Consider the following 16,140-nt stretch of genomic DNA (forward strand, 5'->3'; position numbering starts at 1 on the left):
GCCTGTCGGCCCGGTAAGCGCAGCGCCACCGGGCAAGAGCAAATGACTTACTGCGGCATCGCGTCGTGCGGAATAATGGCCCCACGGTACTGAATTACCGTGCTGGCCGTCAGGTGTCCGCGCTTCGCGGCATCCGTCGCGCTGCCGCCCGTCAAACGAACGGCCAGATAACCGGCGCTGAAGGAGTCGCCTGCGGCAGTGGTGTCTATCACTTTCTCTTTCGGCAGTTTTACTGCCGGAACGTCAATGAGCGCCTCGCCCTGAATTGAGACCAGGCAAGAGTCCGCCCCGCGTTTTACCACCACTTCCTGCACGCCTGCCGCATGGGTGCGGGCAATGACCTCTTCCACCGGTTGCTGACCCCATAGCGCGTCTTCATCGTCCAGTGTCAGGAAAGCGATATCAGTACATTCCAGCATCTTTTGATAGACCTGCTGCGTTTCTTCGCGACTTGTCCATAAACGCGGGCGATAGTTATTATCAAAAATGACTTTCCCGCCGTTGGCCCGGCATTCACGCAATAAAGACAGCAGCTTATCACGGCTGGTCGGGCTTAAAATCGCGAGGCTAATGCCGCTCAGGTAGAGATAATCGAAGGTCGCCAGCGCCTTGCAGATAGCCGCTGACTGCTCGCTCTCCAGCCAGAATTTCGCTGCCGCTTCGTTACGCCAGTAGTAGAAGGTACGCTCGCCAGTGTCATCGGTTTCGATGTAATAGAGGCCTGGCAGGCGATTTTCCATCCGCTGCGTTAGCGAGGTATCCACATTTTCATGCTGCCACGCCTCCAGCATCTGTTGGCTGAAACTGTCGGTACCCAGCGCCGTCACATAGTGAACGGCCAGAGCGGCAGAATCGACCTGACGGGCAATATAAACGGAGGTATTCAGCGTGTCGCCGCCGAAGCCGCGCTGAACATCAGCGCCTTTCTGCGACAGCTCAATCATGCATTCGCCAATCACGGCAATCTTTTTAGACATAGTCGTGAACCTGATCTGTAAAAATTAGCGTTAGTGTGCGCTGTGGATGTTTAGTGGTCAATAATATTAAAACATCGGTCCATTATTTTTTTGAGCAAGTGCGTATTTTTGACAAGTTTCGTGGTCTGTTTTTTATTTTGCCAGGGACCGAGGGTAAAGTTCTCTGCCTGAACGCCGATAACCTTTGACGAGTCCGGACAGTCACACTCCCATTAACAGGACAACTGAGATGATAAAGCAGGTTATCCAGCAGCTACGCGTTCCTGATGCAGGTATAGAGAATTTGCAGGAACGGCGCTATTGGCTGCAATGCGAGCGTGCCTATACTTACCAGCCGATATACCAGACAGATGGCCGTCTGATGGCGGTTGAACTTCTCACTGTCGTCACTCATCCTGATAACCCTTCCAGACGTATTGCCCCGGATCGTTATTTCGCGGAGTTAGCGGTTCGACACCGCATTGACGTAGTGAAAGAACAACTTCATCAGCTTGAACAAAAAGCGGATTTTTTCACTCGCCATCACTTATTGGCATCAGTCAATGTCGACGGCCCTACGCTGATTGCCATGCGACGACAGCCGGACATTCTGGCCGCGATGGAGCGCTTACCCTGGCTGCGTTTCGAACTGGTGGAACATATTCGTTTGCCGAAAGACTCCTCTTTCGCCTCGATGTGTGAGTTCGGCCCGCTGTGGCTGGATGATTTTGGTACTGGTATGGCCAATTTTTCAGCGCTGAGCGAAGTGCGTTATGACTACATTAAAGTGGCGCGCGAGCTGTTTGTCATGCTGCGCCAGTCCCCGGAGGGGCGCAACCTGTTCATTCTGCTGCTGCAACTGATGAACCGCTACTGCCGCGGCGTTATTGTCGAGGGCGTGGAGACATTGGAGGAGTGGCGTGATGTGCAGCGTTCGCCCGCCTTTGCCGCCCAGGGCTATTTTCTTTCTCGACCCGTGCCGCTGATATCGCTCGAAGAGGTGATTCTGACCCTGTAACGCCAGACTGTTCCCGTAATACGTGGTATTACGAGGTGCGGTCATCCTCCTTTTTCGTCTGGCTGAACTATCTTTAGGACAGGCAAGGGAAGAAGTGAGGAAATAACACATGACTAAAGCAGGCAAAATAACCGCCGCCATCACAGGGACTTTCTTGTTGTTGATCGCCATAGTGATTTTGTTGATCGCAACATTTGACTGGAACCGCCTCAAACCGACCATCAACCAGAAAGTCTCTACCGAATTGAACCGGCCTTTCGCTATTCGCGGCGATTTAGGCGTGGTGTGGGAACGCCAAAAACAGGAAACCGGCTGGCGAAGCTGGGTACCGTGGCCGCATGTTCACGCGGAAGACGTCATTCTTGGCAATCCGCCGGATATTCCGGAAGTCACGATGGTGCATCTGCCACGCGTTGAGGCGACGCTTGCCCCGCTGGCGCTCCTGACCAAAACCGTCTGGCTGCCGTGGATCAAACTAGTGAAACCCGACGCGCGTCTTATTCGTCTGTCCGAGAAAACCAATAACTGGACCTTTAACCTCGCGCAAGACAAGAATACGGACCCCAATGCTAAACCTTCCGCCTGGTCCTTCCGGCTGGATAATATTCTCTTCGACCAGGGGCGAATCGCGATCGATGATAAGGTCAGCAAAGCGGATATCACTATTCTGATCGATCCGTTAGGCAAACCGTTGCCGTTCAGCGAAGTGACGGGAACGAAAGGCAAAGCAGACAAATCCACCGTGGGCGACTATGTCTTCGGCCTGAAGGCGCAGGGGCGTTATAACGGGGAACCGTTGACCGGTACGGGGAAAATAGGCGGTATGCTGGCGCTACGCAGCGAAAGTACGCCTTTTCCTGTGCAGGCCGATTTCCGCTCTGGTAATACGCGGGTGGCTTTTAGCGGCGTGGTGAACGAACCGATGAAAATGGGCGGCGTCGATCTGCGGCTTAAATTCTCTGGCGATTCACTGGGCGATTTATATGATTTAACCGGCGTGCTGCTGCCGGATACGCCGCCGTTTGAGACCGATGGGCGATTGGTAGCGAAAATTGACGCCGAAAAGTCATCGGTATTTGATTATCGCGGTTTTAACGGGCGCATTGGCGACAGTGATATCCACGGCTCCCTCACTTATACCACCGGTAAACCGCGCCCTAAACTGGAAGGTGATGTCGAATCGCGTCAGTTACGCCTGGCCGATCTTGGGCCGCTGATTGGCGTGGATTCCGGGAAAGACGCTGAGCAGTCGAAACGGTCTGAACAGCGCAAAGGCGAGAAGAATGTTCAGCCAGCGGATAAAGTGTTGCCTTACGATCGCTTTGAAACCGACAAATGGGATGTTATGGACGCCGATGTCCGGTTTAAAGGCCGGCGTATTGAGCATGGCGGCAGTCTACCGATTAGCGATCTTTCGACCCATATCATCCTGAAAAACGCCGACTTACGTCTACAGCCGCTGAAGTTTGGTCTGGCAGGCGGCAGTATTGTCTCCAACATCCATCTGGAAGGGGATAAAAAGCCGATGCAGGGGCGGGCGGATATACAGGCGCGTCGGCTGAAGCTTAAAGAACTGATGCCGGATGTGGAGCTGATGCAGAAAACGCTGGGCGAGCTGAACGGCGATGCGGATATTCGCGGAACGGGCAACTCGGTCGCCGCGCTGCTTGGCAACAGTAACGGCAATCTGAAATTATTGATGAATGATGGATTGATTAGCCGCAACCTGATGGAAATCGTGGGGCTGAACGTCGGCAACTATATTGTCGGGCAGATTTTTGGCGATGACGAAGTGCGGGTTAACTGCGCGGCGGCGAATCTCAATATTGCGAACGGCGTGGCGCGACCGCAAATTTTTGCTTTTGATACAGAAAATGCGTTGATTAACGTGACCGGTACGGCGAGCTTCGCCTCTGAACAGCTCGATTTAACCATTGATCCGGAAAGTAAGGGGATTCGTATTATTACGCTGCGATCGCCGCTGTACGTGCGCGGGACATTTAAAAATCCGCAGGCGGGCGTCAAGCCCGGCCCGCTGATTGCGCGCGGCGCGGTTGCGGCAGCGCTGGCGACGTTGGTAACGCCCGCCGCCGCGCTATTGGCGCTCATTTCGCCCTCTGAGGGCGAAGCCAATCAGTGCCGGACGATTTTAACGCAGATGAAGCAGTAATGTGAAACGTAGCGCCGGATGACGCCATCCGGCGCCCTATTACAACGCCTGATGACGCGTCTCATGGGTTAACAGCAGTGCAATCAGCGTCAGCGCCGCCATTGACGCCAGGTAAACCCCTACCGCCGCCAGCCCGTAGTGGCTTTGCAGCCATGCGGCAATATACGGCGCGACGGAAGCGCCCAGAATCGATGACACATTGTAGGAAAACGATGCGCCGGTATAGCGTACTTCCGTCGGAAATAGCTCCGGCAGCAGCGCTCCCATTGGGCCGAAGGTCAGCCCCATCAGGCTCAGACCTAACAACAGGAACACGAAGACCAGCGCTGGATTGCCTGAACCCAGCAGCGGGGTAAAGGCGAACAACGCGAAGAGAATGATGAGCGTGGTAATGATGACCATGCTTTTCCGACGGCCAAATGCGTCCGCCAGCAGGCCGGCGACGGGCACCATCACGCCGAAACCAATCACCGCCATCATCAGCATCCACAGTATTTCATTGCGCGGCAAGCCAAGCCCCACCGGCGCGGCGGCAGTGCTGTAAGTCATGGAATAGACGGTCATGATATAGAACAGCGTGTAGGTCGCCAGCATAATAAACGTGCCGAGAATGGTTACGCGGACATGCTTCGTCAGCAACGTGCCCAGCGGTATTTTTACCTGTTTTTTCGCTGCGGCGACTTTCGCAAACACCGGCGTTTCATGCAGCGACACGCGCACATACAGGCCGATAATCACCAGCACCGCCGAGAAGATAAACGGCACGCGCCAGCCCCAGCTCATAAACTGCTCGTCGGTCAGCAGCCAGGAGAGCAACAGGAAGGTGCCATTGGCAAAAAAGAAGCCGATCGGCGCGCCCAACTGCGGGAAGGAGCCATACAGCGCGCGTTTGCGCGGCGGCGCATTCTCCGTCGCTAATAACGCCGCGCCGCCCCATTCGCCGCCCAGCCCCAGTCCCTGACCGAAACGCGCCAGCGCCAGCAGCAGCGGCGCGAAAATACCTATCGTCGCGTAGCCCGGTAACAGACCGATAATGACCGTGGAGATCCCCATCGTCAGTAGCGAAGCCACCAGCGTGACTTTGCGGCCTACCCGGTCGCCGAAGTGGCCGAATAGCGCAGAGCCAATCGGACGCGCCACAAACGCGATAGCGAAGGTGGCGAGCGATTGTAGCGTTGCCGCAGTGGGATCGCCCTGGGGGAAGAAGATAAGGGGGAACACGATCACCGCTGCGGTGGCGTAAATATAGAAGTCGAAGAACTCAATCGCGGTGCCGATAAGCGAGGCAATAACGACTTTATTGCGTGAGTTTACCGGAACATGTTCCTGTTCATGGTCGAGTGTTGTGGCGGTTGCTTGCATACTATTTTCTTATTTTTAGCGAACGAATAGCCATATTACGCACAGCAAAAGTTATATTTCAATGTGTAACAAAAGCCAAAAATGGTCAAAAAAAGCGCAAAAAGGGGATAATGTTTAAGCCAGCCATTTTGCGTCTATGAAATGCTTCACATAATTTTAGAATTAGTGGATGAAACTGGTTTCAGGTTAAATAAAAGTTAATTACTGGATTTATATGCTGAAACAATGAGATGAGGCGGAAGGACGTGCCTGATTGTACCGCCGGGTACGCTTTGCATGCCCGGCCTGGGTCCACACAGCAGTAGGCCGAATGACGACGCCGTGCGTGCCATTCGGCAGCAAGCCGCAGACTAGCGTTGCGTTTTACCCGGCATTCGCGGGTCGTCCTTATATTCGGCGGTGGCTATCCAGGCCGCGCAGAATAACGTCAGGCGGGCAAAAAAGTAGAAGAATGCCATCAGACCGAGTACGGAGCCAAACGCCGCGCCGGAAGGCGATTTCACCAGTGACGGCAGCGTATAAGTCATAATGATTTTAATCACCTCAAAACCGATAGCGGCAATAAATGTCCCGCGAATCAACGCTTTTTTACGTGGGCGATGGCGGGGCAGTCGCCAGAAAATCCAGAAGAAAAGCAGATAGTTGGCAAAAATAGAGATGGCCAGACCGATCAAATGCCAGGCCGGTTTTAACCATTCGATGCTGTCGAGATACAAGGCGGAGATGATCATCTGCTGGGCGGAACCGGCGATGGAAGTAATGGACAGCGTAATGATTAAAGCGATTAATAATCCAATCAGCGAGATAAAATCGCGCAGATATTTGAGCCAGATTTTCTCCTGATCCTGCGGCTTGCGCTCCCAGACGTCCCGTGACTGGGCGCGAATCGCTTCCCGCAGGTTGCCCATCCAGTTAACGCCGGAATAGAGCGCGATACCCAGTCCGACCAGCCCTACCGTGGTACGCTGTTGAACCGCCGTATTAATCGTATTTTTAAGCGTGGACGCCAGCGTAGGATCGCTCACATTCATCAATATCTTGCTGAAAATATCTTCCAGTAGATTAGGGTGCGAGGCGAGGATAAAACCTGCCGCGGCAAAGGACACCATCATTATCGGGATCATCGACAGTAACGAAAAGTAGGTGATAGCCGCGCCAAACTGATTACCCAGTCGATCGTTAAAACGTTCGGTCGCGCGAATGAGGTGGGCCACCATCGGTTGACGCTGAATTTTTTGCATCAGGGTGGTGACGGAATGCAACGCCTGATTTGCCTTTTCGTTTTTTTCCGGGGCGTCATGCGGCTGCGTTTCTATTTTTTGTATCGGGTCGTGCTCCAGTTCCTGAATAGGGCGTTTTACGTCATTTTCCTGCGTCATCAGGTCGGTAGTCCTTCATCATTAATAGAATATGTCAGTATAGCTTCTCCCCGGTGGATGCTGAAAATGCGGCTACTCTGCGGCCTCTTTAATGGTTTCCGTCAGCCATACCATAAACAGGTGTACCCGGCGGGAAAGATTACGGCGATGGGGATAATGCAGCGTCACCGGCAGTGGAGCGGCGCGATATTGCGGTAAAATTTCAATGAGCGTTCCGGCGCGTAACGCCTCCCGTACAGCAATGCGCGGCGTCTGAATGATCCCTAATCCTGCCAGACAGGCCGTATGCCAGGTCTCCGTACTGTTTACCGTTAGCATTCCGCCGGTTTTTACCCACTGCATACCGTGGGGAGTTTCAAAGGCAAAACCCGGTGAAGAAACTCCCGGGGTCAATGAATAATGCACCACCGCATGTGAGGCGAGATCGTCAAGGTTTTCTGGATACCCAAAGCGCGCCAGGTATTGTGGGCTGGCGCAGTTCACTCTTCTCAGTTTGCCAAGCGGGCGCGTCAGTATCCCTGGCGCATGTAGCGGTTCTGTGCGCACCACGCAGTCGAAATCTTCCCGTAGTAAATCGACCTGTCGATCGCTACTACAAAGTTCCAGCGCAATGCCGGGATACTGATGCAAAAAAGTGGGCAGGCGCGGCATGATGAGGCTGTTTGCGAGACCTGGCGGGATATCTACCCGTATTTTGCCACTGATACTGGCGGGATCAGGCTGGAAAAGACCCTCCAGTTCATCCAGGTTACTCAACAGATCTTTTGCCCGTTCGTAGTAAACCATACCGTCCTGAGTAAGCTGTACCCGCCGGGTGGTGCGGTGGAGCAGGCGGATGCCCAGTTGATGTTCTAACGCTTGTATTTGCCGTGAGACGCTGCCTTTGGGAAGGCCGATATCTTCTGCTGCACGGGAAAAACTTTCCCGTTCCGCCACGCGTACAAACAATTTCATTGCATATATTTTATCCATCATCAGGCTCTATTATTGTTTTTATTGAAACAGTGACGCTGAAGCGGCTGGTTTTATTGATTTTCTAGCACCTAATAAGCCCTTTCGCAATCATTGCTCGCGTGACGAATACGTCTGATCGCGTTGCGCGGCGGATTTATCGCCTTCCGGCCAGGCATTTTAGCGCCAAAAAGCCGATAAACGGGACGAGAGCGGTAAAACACGCTGATAGCCGCGGGTGTAGTGGGAGAGAGAAATGCATGTACATATACGGTATTGTCATTGACCCATCGTCGCGGTTTTCAGGCGGATTGGCTATTTTTTAACAAAATGTGCTACTTTATTTTTTGTAACACATAAGGCGAAAAGCAGATATTTCCTTTGTGACGCGCCAGGCGTACTCTTCATTAAATTAATATTCAAATTAGCCTTATCTGTTTGTACTAATAAGATATTCCTTACTTTAAAACGCTAATTTTAGCGAATTCTGTAATCCCGATGTTGAAGCTGTAAATATTCATAACCTTTCCCTTCCTCAACCAATGACTATCGGTAAAATGGCCTATACCAAATGGCGACTTCTTATTTTACCCTACGGGTAATACCCTTCCTCATCTTGAGACTATTATCTTACCCAGGTGGAGAAAAGTAATGCAGGTAATCATGTTTGACAGGCAGTCAATATTTATTCATGGAATGAAAATCAGTTTGCAGCAGCACATTCCAGGAATAAGTATCCAGAGTGTCGGTCAGGCAGAAGAACTCTGGCAAAAAATAGAAAGCGCGCCGGATGCGCTGGTCATGCTGGATAGCGGCCTGGATGCTGAATTTTGCCGCGAGGTGTTACAAAGAATCGCGCAGCAATTTCCGGAGGTGAAGATTATTATCACGGCGATGGATGGCAGTCAAAAGTGGCTGCATGAAGTCATGCAATTTAACGTTCAGGCCGTGGTGCCACGCGATTCTGATGCCGAAACCTTTGTCCTTGCGCTCAATGCTGTCGCTCGCGGGATGATGTTTTTACCGGGGGATTGGTTAAATTCAACGGAGCTGGAGTCCCGTGATATAAAAGCGTTAAGCGCCCGCCAGCGGGAAATTTTACAGATGCTTGCCGCAGGAGAATCAAATAAACAAATTGGGCGGGCGTTAAATATTAGTACCGGGACGGTTAAAGCGCATCTGGAGTCGCTTTACCGGCGGCTGGATGTAAAAAATCGTACCCAGGCCGCCATGATGTTAAATGAATCGAATTAACGACGTTAAATTCGCAGTCCGCTTATTTCTGGCTGTGAAATATCACCCGTATTGATTAATGATAAAAAACGCTGATGTCCGATGCTGAACATCAGCGCAATAAGCGTTTCGCGTTGAAACCGATCGTTAAGTTCCGGCAAGCAATTCTGTAGCAGAATATCGCAGCTATTGAGGTCATCCAGCAAGAATGCCTCCGCCTGTTCGGGCGTAATGAACGTCAGCGTCTCATCCGGCGTCAACATATGCCCGTAACCAATCACCCAGTTACCCTGCCGATCGCGATACTTTTCCAGCGACAGACCCTGCCACTGTTTAATAAACGCGATGCAGGCGGAGCTAAAGCGAGATGAAATGTGCGGCATGGCATCTTTCTCATAAAAAGCGCGATTATAAAGTGTGCTGCACGCGTGGCTAGCGGTCAGACGGCCAAACGCAGGCAGGGAAAAGGTCTATGCCGTTCAGCGTCACGCCGCGTTGACAGAATGAAAAACTGATGTTTTTGGTTAGTAACCGATCTTCTTATAAATTTGCAATCATTAAGATTAAGTCACTGAAATGTGGCTAAATCTGTTATATCTATGAAAAAACATAATTAAAAGAAAACGAAGATCTCGTCGCGGGATCGTCTTTTTAGGGAAGATAATGACGAATAGCGCTTCGCAGGCGACACGTGCGCCTTTTGAACATAGCCTGGGGATTATCCGCCAGGCATCAATAGAAATCCTGTTGCTGCTGGGTATTCATACCACAGAGGGAAAAGAGCCCCGGTGGTTCATGGAACAACTTGAGCAGGCGCGTCTTAACCTGGGCGGTTGGGGCGCGGTGGCGAAAAAATTGCGGATAAATGACGCGCAGTTGAGCCAGTTTATGCTGCAACTGCGTCACCTTCAGCAGCATGTTCCCCAGTATGACAGCGGGCAAGAGGTGAGCGAAAATCAACTCCTTGCCGCGTTGCGTTTTGTCACCTCGCTGGAACATCTACGTCAGCAGCAGCCGCTACTGACGTATCAAACTGAGCTGGAAGAACCCGACCAGGAGGCGCATCTTGAGGCGCAGCGTCAGCTTCGGGCGATAGAACTGACGTTAAAAGCGCTTATTGCGCGCGCATGGCCGGATCGGGCGTCCCTGAATCACTACCTCAAGCAACATTTCGGCCCGGACCGTTTGCGCCAGTGGTTAAAACAGGGAGAAGATCAACATGCGCTGGAGGGCATGTTGTTCAGCGAACTGGCGCTTATGGTGGTTGATAAAAAATTGTTTGCCCGTCATTACGTCAGAATTTTTAATGACGCCTCAGCGTTAACGCTGTTCGCCGAGTCGCGCACCACTCTGCGTATGTTTCTGGATGATTGTCGCCTCGCGCGAAACGAGGTTATCGCCAGGCAGCCGCTTACCTCAGCGCAGCTTATGCTGCTAAACGTTCAGTATCAGCAAATCGTTCGGCCCATCCAGCGCGCCTATGCCGAAAAACGTACCCGCGTGAATCCCGCTTCGTTTCTGCTGGCGGATGAACGTGAATTGCGCCAGTTCTGGGAAACCGCGCGGCTTAAAGATCGGCAGGCCGGGGGAGATAAGCATGAGATTAGCGAGAGCATAGAACCACCGCGTAAGCGGCCTCCGCGTACGCCTGAAGAGCGTGAGCAACTTATTTCCGGCGCTTTGTGGGGCGGGGTTGGCGTCATGACGCTGGCGATACTGGCGGGCGCGTTCTGGCTATTTAGTTCGTCGTCGCCAGGCTCCGATAACGGGCAAGCTCCCGCAATGGCGCAGGATGAACCGCCGCGCGAGGCGCCTTCCGCGCGGGAAACGCTCAATCATATGGGGATTACCTGGGATGCGTTTACCATGCGGGCGGCGATAGAGCGCAATGATACGCGGGTGACGGCGCTGTTCCTCCAGGGCGGAATGAACTGGCAGCTCGCGTGGACGGAGCAGGCGTTTGCGGCAGGACATACCGAGGTGCTGCAACTGTTGTTGCGTTATCCCGCGCTGATGGATGAGGTCAAACCCTGCCGACGATTTATCACAACGTTAAGTCATGACATGTCGAGCGGCGCGCCGCTGACCGCGATGCATAAAACCTATTTGCAAACGTTTTGCACCGTTCCGGCTGTTGTGACGCGCCAGCAGCACGATACGGAGCAGGCCCGATTGCGCGCTCAGGCCCGGCCCAGCGCAGACAATAAAAAATGGCTGAAAATTCAGTCAGCCATTTATGATGCGATTCACTGAGGTCGGAGCAGGTTAAGGCTCTCCGTAAAGGCCAATCAGGCGGCGCACCACGCCATTGGTCCAGCCGAACCCGTCCTGTAGCGGATACTCGCCCCCGCCGCCTTCGCGGGGCGTACCGCCGGAAATATGGTATTTCTCGATCAGTTTATGGTGCTCCTGATAAAAATGGTTCACCGTTTTTAACCAGTTATGGGCGATTTCATCGCCCAGCATATCGTCGCCATACCGTTTGAAGCCCTGAATCGCCATCCATTGCAGCGGTGCCCAGCCGTTCGGTTTATCCCACTGTTCGCCGGTTTCGTATTCGGTCGCCATAATCCCGCCGGGCGTTAACAGACGGCTACGTACCACATTTGCCAGGCGGTCGGCCTGCTCATGGTTCGCCATACCGACATACAGCGGCACGATACTGGCGGCGGAAAAGAGCGCCATTTCTTCGCGTCGCCAGTCATAGTCCCGATAACAGCCGTTTTCATCATCCCACAGATAATGGTTTACGGCGGCGCGTCGATCGCTGGCTTTCTGGCGAAATAGCGCCTCGGTGTCACGTTCGCCTTTCAGCGCTGAAATATTGGCGATAGCGCTCTCCAGTTTATACAGAAAAGCGTTCAAATCGATAGGGATAAACTGGGTCGTACGTATGCTGGCAAGCCGGCCCGCATCGCGTAGCCAGCGTGAAGAATAGTCCCAGCCGGACGCCGCCCCGGCGCGCAAATCCCGGTAGACTTCATTGGGCGGACGACCGGAATGTTTTGCAGTTTCGACATCTTCCAGCCAGGACTCGTCGCGCGGCGTGTCGCGATCGTCCCAGTAGCGGTTCAGCAGGGAACCGTCCGGCATCCGCACAACGTGGCGATAAGCCTGGTTGAGCGCCAGCGATTCGGCGCCGTCCATCCAGAAGGCGTATTCCATTTTGAGATGGTCGAGATAACGCCGCGCGCCGCGCACGCCATCTTCTTCGAACAGTTCAACCATCAGGGCGAAAACCGGCGGCTGCGAGCGGCTCAGATAATAGGTCCGGTTGCCGTTGGGAATATGGCCATAGTTTTCAATCATCCAGGCGAAATTATCCGCCATACATTTAAGTAAATCTTCGCGCCCGCTTTCCGCCAGACCCAGCATGGTAAAATAAGAGTCCCAATAATAGGTTTCGCTAAAACGGCCTCCCGGCACGATATAGGATTGCGGTAGCGCCAGCAGCGAAGACCACGGAATATGATCCTGCGGTTCGCGCGTCAGTATCGGCCAAAGCTGGTCAATATGTTCTTTGAGCGAGTTTTCGGGGTTAGAGACATACTCGCTGGATAAGGTTTCCGGTAGCCAGAAATGGTTCTCGACGAAGCGGCGTAAGTCAAAATCACGGTGGCGTCTGACCTTACGGTAGCGGATCAGGATATCAAGCGGGTCCATCTTCGGCGCGCAGTCTGGGAACGTTTTACTGTCTGGAAACAGTTTTGTTGACTGTACATGCTCGAACAGTTCGAGATACCGATCGGCAGGGGTCAGGGCGTCAGAGGCGGGAAGCCCCTCGATCATCTCCGGCTCCGGCTCCGCCTCGATCATTTCATCCAGCTTTAACTCGCACGGGTCTGTTTCATAAAGCAGATCGACATCAATAGTCAGATCTTCAGAAGGCGTGGGGTTTAATTTCTGGTTGAGCATAATGACAAGGACCTCCGGCTTGCGTCGTAAAAGATACGGGTGTTGCCCGGCTGTCTATTAAGCGTAGACATTCGCTTCGATACCTGAGTGGCAAAGTGTGCGATAGATCACATTTTGCAATTTACCTCTCAAGAAAAAACACTTCATAACTTACTGAATAGTATTGCGAAAACCCTATTTTCATGACGCCCGCCCCAGACCTAAAATCAGAACATTCGTTTCATAGCGGTATCACTACGTCACCGCATGGCGTGGATTCACAAGCAAAGGTAACGTAAATAGTTATAATACAAGCTATGGCACCATGATAATACGAATGGATACAAATGATCGAGCAACCCGACAGTAAAAGCGCCAAACCGCTTTATAAGCAGCTTGAAGCCGCCTTAAAAGAGGCCATTGCGCGTGGAGAGTATAAACCAGGCCAGCAGATCCCGACGGAAAATGAACTGAGCGCGCGCTGGCAGGTGAGCAGGGTCACGGTCCGTAAGGCGTTGGATGCGCTGACGCGTGAAAATTTGCTGACCCGTGTCTCCGGCAAAGGCACCTTTGTCTCTGGTGAGAAATTTCAGCGCAGCATGACCGGCATCATGAGTTTCAGCGAGTTATGCCAGTCCCAGGGACGTCGCCCGGGGTCACGCACCATCAAATCCGTTTTTGAATCGGTAGACGATGAGACAAAAGCGTTACTGAATATGAACGATGGCGAAAAAGCGGTCGTCATTGAACGTATCCGCTATGCCGACGATGTGGCGGTATCGCTGGAAACCGTACATCTTCCCCCACGTTTTGCGTTTTTGCTGGACGAAGATCTTAATAATCACTCTTTGTATGAATGCTTACGCGAGAAACACCACTTATGGTTTACCCACTCCCGTAAGATGATCGAACTGGTTTATGCCAGCTTTGAAGTCGCCCATTATCTTGGCGTCAACGAGGGTTATCCGCTGATCCTGATAAAAAGTGAAATGATTGATAACAAAGGAGAACTCTCCTGCGTTTCGCAACAGTTGATTGTCGGCGATAAAATACGGTTTACCGTATGATGTCAGCATTACGCTAACGAAGAGCAGGCTGAATCGGGATCCAGATCGCGGATCCCGATTTTTTTTAGTTTCCATCTTGATCAAATGTCTTTAAATGTCATATAAAAATAATAATACATTATGAGTCATTTATGGCGAATCCTCGCCTGTATCATTGATGGAACCAGAGGAAAGCATGATGGGTATGAAAGAGACAGTTAGCAATATTGTGACCAGCCAGGCAGAGAAAGGAGGCGTTAAACACGTCTATTATGTGGCGTGCGGCGGTTCTTATGCGGCGTTCTATCCGGCGAAAGCATTTTTAGAAAAAGAAGCGAAAGCGTTGACTGTCGGTCTGTATAACAGCGGAGAATTTATTAACAACCCGCCGGTAGCGCTGGGAGAAAATGCCGTTGTGGTTGTCGCCTCCCACAAAGGTAATACGCCAGAGACAATCAAAGCGGCTGAAATCGCCCGTCAGCACGGCGCGCCGGTCATTGGTTTAACCTGGATAATGGATTCACCGTTGGTGGCGCATTGCGACTATGTGGAAACGTACACGTTTGGCGACGGTAAAGATATTGCCGGAGAGAAAACGATGAAAGGCCTGCTGAGTGCGGTCGAACTGCTCCAGCAGACGGAAGGGTATGCGCACTACGACGATTTTCAGGATGGCGTCAGCAAAATCAACCGTATCGTCTGGCGCGCTTGCGAGCAGGTTGCGGAACGCGCGCAGGCGTTCGCGCAGGAATATAAAGACGATAAAGTCATTTACACCGTCGCCAGCGGCGCGGGCTATGGCGCAGCCTACCTACAGAGCATCTGTATCTTTATGGAAATGCAATGGATACATTCCGCCTGTATTCATAGCGGTGAGTTTTTCCACGGGCCGTTTGAAATTACCGATGCGAATACGCCTTTCTTCTTCCAGTTTTCCGAGGGCAATACGCGGGCGGTGGATGAACGCGCGTTAAACTTCCTGAAAAAATATGGCCGCCGGATTGAAGTTGTCGATGCGAAAGAGCTGGGGCTATCGACCATTAAAACCACGGTTATTGATTACTTTAACCACTCTCTCTTTAATAACGTTTATCCCGTTTACAATCGGGCGTTAGCTGAGGCGCGTCAGCATCCGTTAACGACGCGCCGCTATATGTGGAAAGTGGAATATTAATTACATCAGGATGGATAAAAAAGCAGGGACGCTTTTTATTGTAAAGACAAACAAGGAATAATGATGAGCATCAGCGTATTGGGTATTGGCGACAACGTTGTCGATAAATACCTGCATTCCGGCATCATGTACCCCGGCGGTAATGCATTAAATTTTGCTGTCTATGCGAAATTAGCAGACATCCCCAGCGCGTTTATGGGGGCGTTTGGCAATGACGACGCCGCGCAGCACGTACAGGATGTATTACACCAGCTACAGATAGACATCTCTCACAGCCGCCATTATACCGGCGAAAATGGGTATGCCTGTATCCGTCTCTCGCATGGTGATCGACAATTTGTCGCCAGCAACAAAAACGGCGTATTGCGGGAACATCCTTTTAGTCTGTCTGACGACGATCTTCGCTATATATCACAATTTACCTTAGTCCATTCCAGTATTAACGGCCACCTGGAATCGGAACTGGAGAAAATTAAACAACAAACCGTCTTACTCTCTTTTGATTTTTCCGGGCGCGGTACAGACGACTATTTTAAAAAGGTATGCCCGTGGGTAGATTATGGATTTATCTCCTGTAGCGGGTTATCGCCAGATGAAATCAAAATAAAACTCAATAAACTTTATCGTTATGGCTGTCGGCATATTATTGCCACCTGCGGGCATGAAAAAGTTTATTATTTTTCCGGCGCGGATTATCTGGAGTGGCAACCTGCTTATATCGAACCTGTCGATACGCTGGGCGCAGGCGACGCCTTCTTAACCGGTTTTTTGCTTTCCATTTTGCAATCGGGTATGGCGGAACCCGATAAAGAAAGCGTGTTACGCGCCATGCGGCAGGGCGGGAAATCGGCGGCGCAGGTGTTATCTCATTACGGCGCATTTGGTTTTGGTAAACCGTTTGCACAATAGGTTACGTCCCTCAATGTAAAGCGACACTCACTCCAGATAACCCAGGAG

The 16,140-nt window shown here is 52.0% G+C and carries 13 protein-coding genes; 7 read left to right on the plus strand and 6 right to left on the minus strand.

Annotated elements, in window-relative coordinates:
• Positions 1–47: 47 nt before the first annotated feature.
• A complete protein-coding gene (locus tag HV477_RS12265; protein WP_000037586.1) occupies positions 48–977 on the minus strand; it encodes a sugar kinase in 930 nt (309 codons plus the stop codon).
• A gap of 229 nt (positions 978–1,206) precedes the next feature.
• Here HV477_RS12265 and pdeH point away from each other — a divergent pair, with 229 nt between their 5' ends.
• Both pdeH and HV477_RS12275 read left to right on the plus strand, forming a co-directional pair.
• On the plus strand, positions 1,207–1,974 hold the full coding sequence (gene pdeH / locus HV477_RS12270) for a cyclic-guanylate-specific phosphodiesterase (RefSeq protein ID WP_000595625.1): 768 nt from the start codon (positions 1,207–1,209) through the stop codon (positions 1,972–1,974).
• Between the two features lie 109 nt (positions 1,975–2,083).
• Positions 2,084–4,144 (plus strand): AsmA family protein, encoded by a 2,061-nt coding sequence (locus HV477_RS12275; RefSeq protein WP_000158674.1) that lies wholly within the window; start codon positions 2,084–2,086, stop codon positions 4,142–4,144.
• Positions 4,145–4,183: 39 nt separating this feature from the next.
• On the opposite strand, the gene HV477_RS12280 is transcribed toward HV477_RS12275, so the two are convergent.
• The 3 genes from HV477_RS12280 to HV477_RS12290 form a co-directional block, all read right to left on the minus strand.
• On the minus strand, positions 4,184–5,506 hold the full coding sequence (locus HV477_RS12280) for an MFS transporter (RefSeq protein ID WP_001148981.1): 1,323 nt from the start codon (positions 5,504–5,506) through the stop codon (positions 4,184–4,186).
• 350 nt (positions 5,507–5,856) lie between these two features.
• Positions 5,857–6,885 (minus strand): inner membrane protein YhjD, encoded by a 1,029-nt coding sequence (gene yhjD, locus HV477_RS12285; protein ID WP_079898875.1) that lies wholly within the window; start codon positions 6,883–6,885, stop codon positions 5,857–5,859.
• A gap of 72 nt (positions 6,886–6,957) precedes the next feature.
• Complete coding sequence (locus HV477_RS12290; RefSeq protein WP_000358051.1) at positions 6,958–7,857, minus strand: LysR family transcriptional regulator; 900 nt, start codon at positions 7,855–7,857, stop codon at positions 6,958–6,960.
• 630 nt (positions 7,858–8,487) lie between these two features.
• Between HV477_RS12290 and HV477_RS12295 the strand changes: the two genes are divergently transcribed.
• Positions 8,488–9,090: a response regulator transcription factor gene (locus HV477_RS12295; RefSeq protein ID WP_001196081.1), complete on the plus strand. Its 603-nt coding sequence runs from the start codon at positions 8,488–8,490 to the stop codon at positions 9,088–9,090.
• Positions 9,091–9,095: 5 nt separating this feature from the next.
• Here the strand turns inward: HV477_RS12295 and HV477_RS12300 are convergent, their stop codons facing one another.
• Positions 9,096–9,452 (minus strand): glycoside hydrolase family protein, encoded by a 357-nt coding sequence (locus tag HV477_RS12300; RefSeq protein ID WP_001522059.1) that lies wholly within the window; start codon positions 9,450–9,452, stop codon positions 9,096–9,098.
• A 280-nt stretch (positions 9,453–9,732) separates the two neighbouring features.
• On the opposite strand from HV477_RS12300, the gene HV477_RS12305 reads away from it, so the two are divergent.
• The gene (locus tag HV477_RS12305) at positions 9,733–11,322 is read left to right on the plus strand and encodes an STY4199 family HEPN domain-containing protein (protein WP_023193893.1); all 1,590 of its coding nucleotides are present in this window, start codon (positions 9,733–9,735) and stop codon (positions 11,320–11,322) included.
• 12 nt (positions 11,323–11,334) lie between these two features.
• On the opposite strand, the gene HV477_RS12310 is transcribed toward HV477_RS12305, so the two are convergent.
• On the minus strand, positions 11,335–12,984 hold the full coding sequence (locus HV477_RS12310; RefSeq protein ID WP_000934257.1) for an alpha,alpha-trehalase: 1,650 nt from the start codon (positions 12,982–12,984) through the stop codon (positions 11,335–11,337).
• A gap of 326 nt (positions 12,985–13,310) precedes the next feature.
• Here HV477_RS12310 and HV477_RS12315 point away from each other — a divergent pair, with 326 nt between their 5' ends.
• From HV477_RS12315 to fraD, 3 genes are all read left to right on the plus strand, one after another.
• Positions 13,311–14,030: a GntR family transcriptional regulator gene (locus tag HV477_RS12315; RefSeq protein ID WP_000572565.1), complete on the plus strand. Its 720-nt coding sequence runs from the start codon at positions 13,311–13,313 to the stop codon at positions 14,028–14,030.
• A 175-nt stretch (positions 14,031–14,205) separates the two neighbouring features.
• Complete coding sequence (fraB, locus tag HV477_RS12320; RefSeq protein WP_010989080.1) at positions 14,206–15,183, plus strand: 6-phosphofructose-aspartate deglycase; 978 nt, start codon at positions 14,206–14,208, stop codon at positions 15,181–15,183.
• Between the two features lie 63 nt (positions 15,184–15,246).
• Positions 15,247–16,092, plus strand: coding sequence for a fructose-aspartate kinase (fraD, locus tag HV477_RS12325; RefSeq protein WP_000028433.1), 846 nt, complete (start codon positions 15,247–15,249; stop codon positions 16,090–16,092).
• The last annotated feature ends 48 nt before the right edge of the window (positions 16,093–16,140 follow it).

This window comes from Salmonella sp. SG203, from assembly GCF_013350575.1.
Taxonomy (GTDB): Bacteria; Pseudomonadota; Gammaproteobacteria; order Enterobacterales; family Enterobacteriaceae; genus Salmonella; species Salmonella enterica.

Excerpts from the sequence above, each read along its gene's own strand:
- HV477_RS12275 (WP_000158674.1), top strand. The coding sequence starts at position 2,084 with ATGACTAAAGCAGGCAAAATAACCGCCGCCATCACAGGGACTTTCTTG.
- yhjD (WP_079898875.1), bottom strand. The coding sequence starts at position 6,885 with ATGACGCAGGAAAATGACGTAAAACGCCCTATTCAGGAACTGGAGCAC.
- HV477_RS12290 (WP_000358051.1), bottom strand. The coding sequence starts at position 7,857 with ATGGATAAAATATATGCAATGAAATTGTTTGTACGCGTGGCGGAACGG.
- HV477_RS12315 (WP_000572565.1), top strand. The coding sequence starts at position 13,311 with ATGATCGAGCAACCCGACAGTAAAAGCGCCAAACCGCTTTATAAGCAG.
- HV477_RS12265 (WP_000037586.1), bottom strand. The coding sequence starts at position 977 with ATGTCTAAAAAGATTGCCGTGATTGGCGAATGCATGATTGAGCTGTCG.
- fraB (WP_010989080.1), top strand. The coding sequence starts at position 14,206 with ATGATGGGTATGAAAGAGACAGTTAGCAATATTGTGACCAGCCAGGCA.
- HV477_RS12300 (WP_001522059.1), bottom strand. The coding sequence starts at position 9,452 with ATGCCGCACATTTCATCTCGCTTTAGCTCCGCCTGCATCGCGTTTATT.
- HV477_RS12310 (WP_000934257.1), bottom strand. The coding sequence starts at position 12,984 with ATGCTCAACCAGAAATTAAACCCCACGCCTTCTGAAGATCTGACTATT.
- fraD (WP_000028433.1), top strand. The coding sequence starts at position 15,247 with ATGAGCATCAGCGTATTGGGTATTGGCGACAACGTTGTCGATAAATAC.
- HV477_RS12295 (WP_001196081.1), top strand. The coding sequence starts at position 8,488 with ATGCAGGTAATCATGTTTGACAGGCAGTCAATATTTATTCATGGAATG.
- pdeH (WP_000595625.1), top strand. The coding sequence starts at position 1,207 with ATGATAAAGCAGGTTATCCAGCAGCTACGCGTTCCTGATGCAGGTATA.
- HV477_RS12280 (WP_001148981.1), bottom strand. The coding sequence starts at position 5,506 with ATGCAAGCAACCGCCACAACACTCGACCATGAACAGGAACATGTTCCG.
- HV477_RS12305 (WP_023193893.1), top strand. The coding sequence starts at position 9,733 with ATGACGAATAGCGCTTCGCAGGCGACACGTGCGCCTTTTGAACATAGC.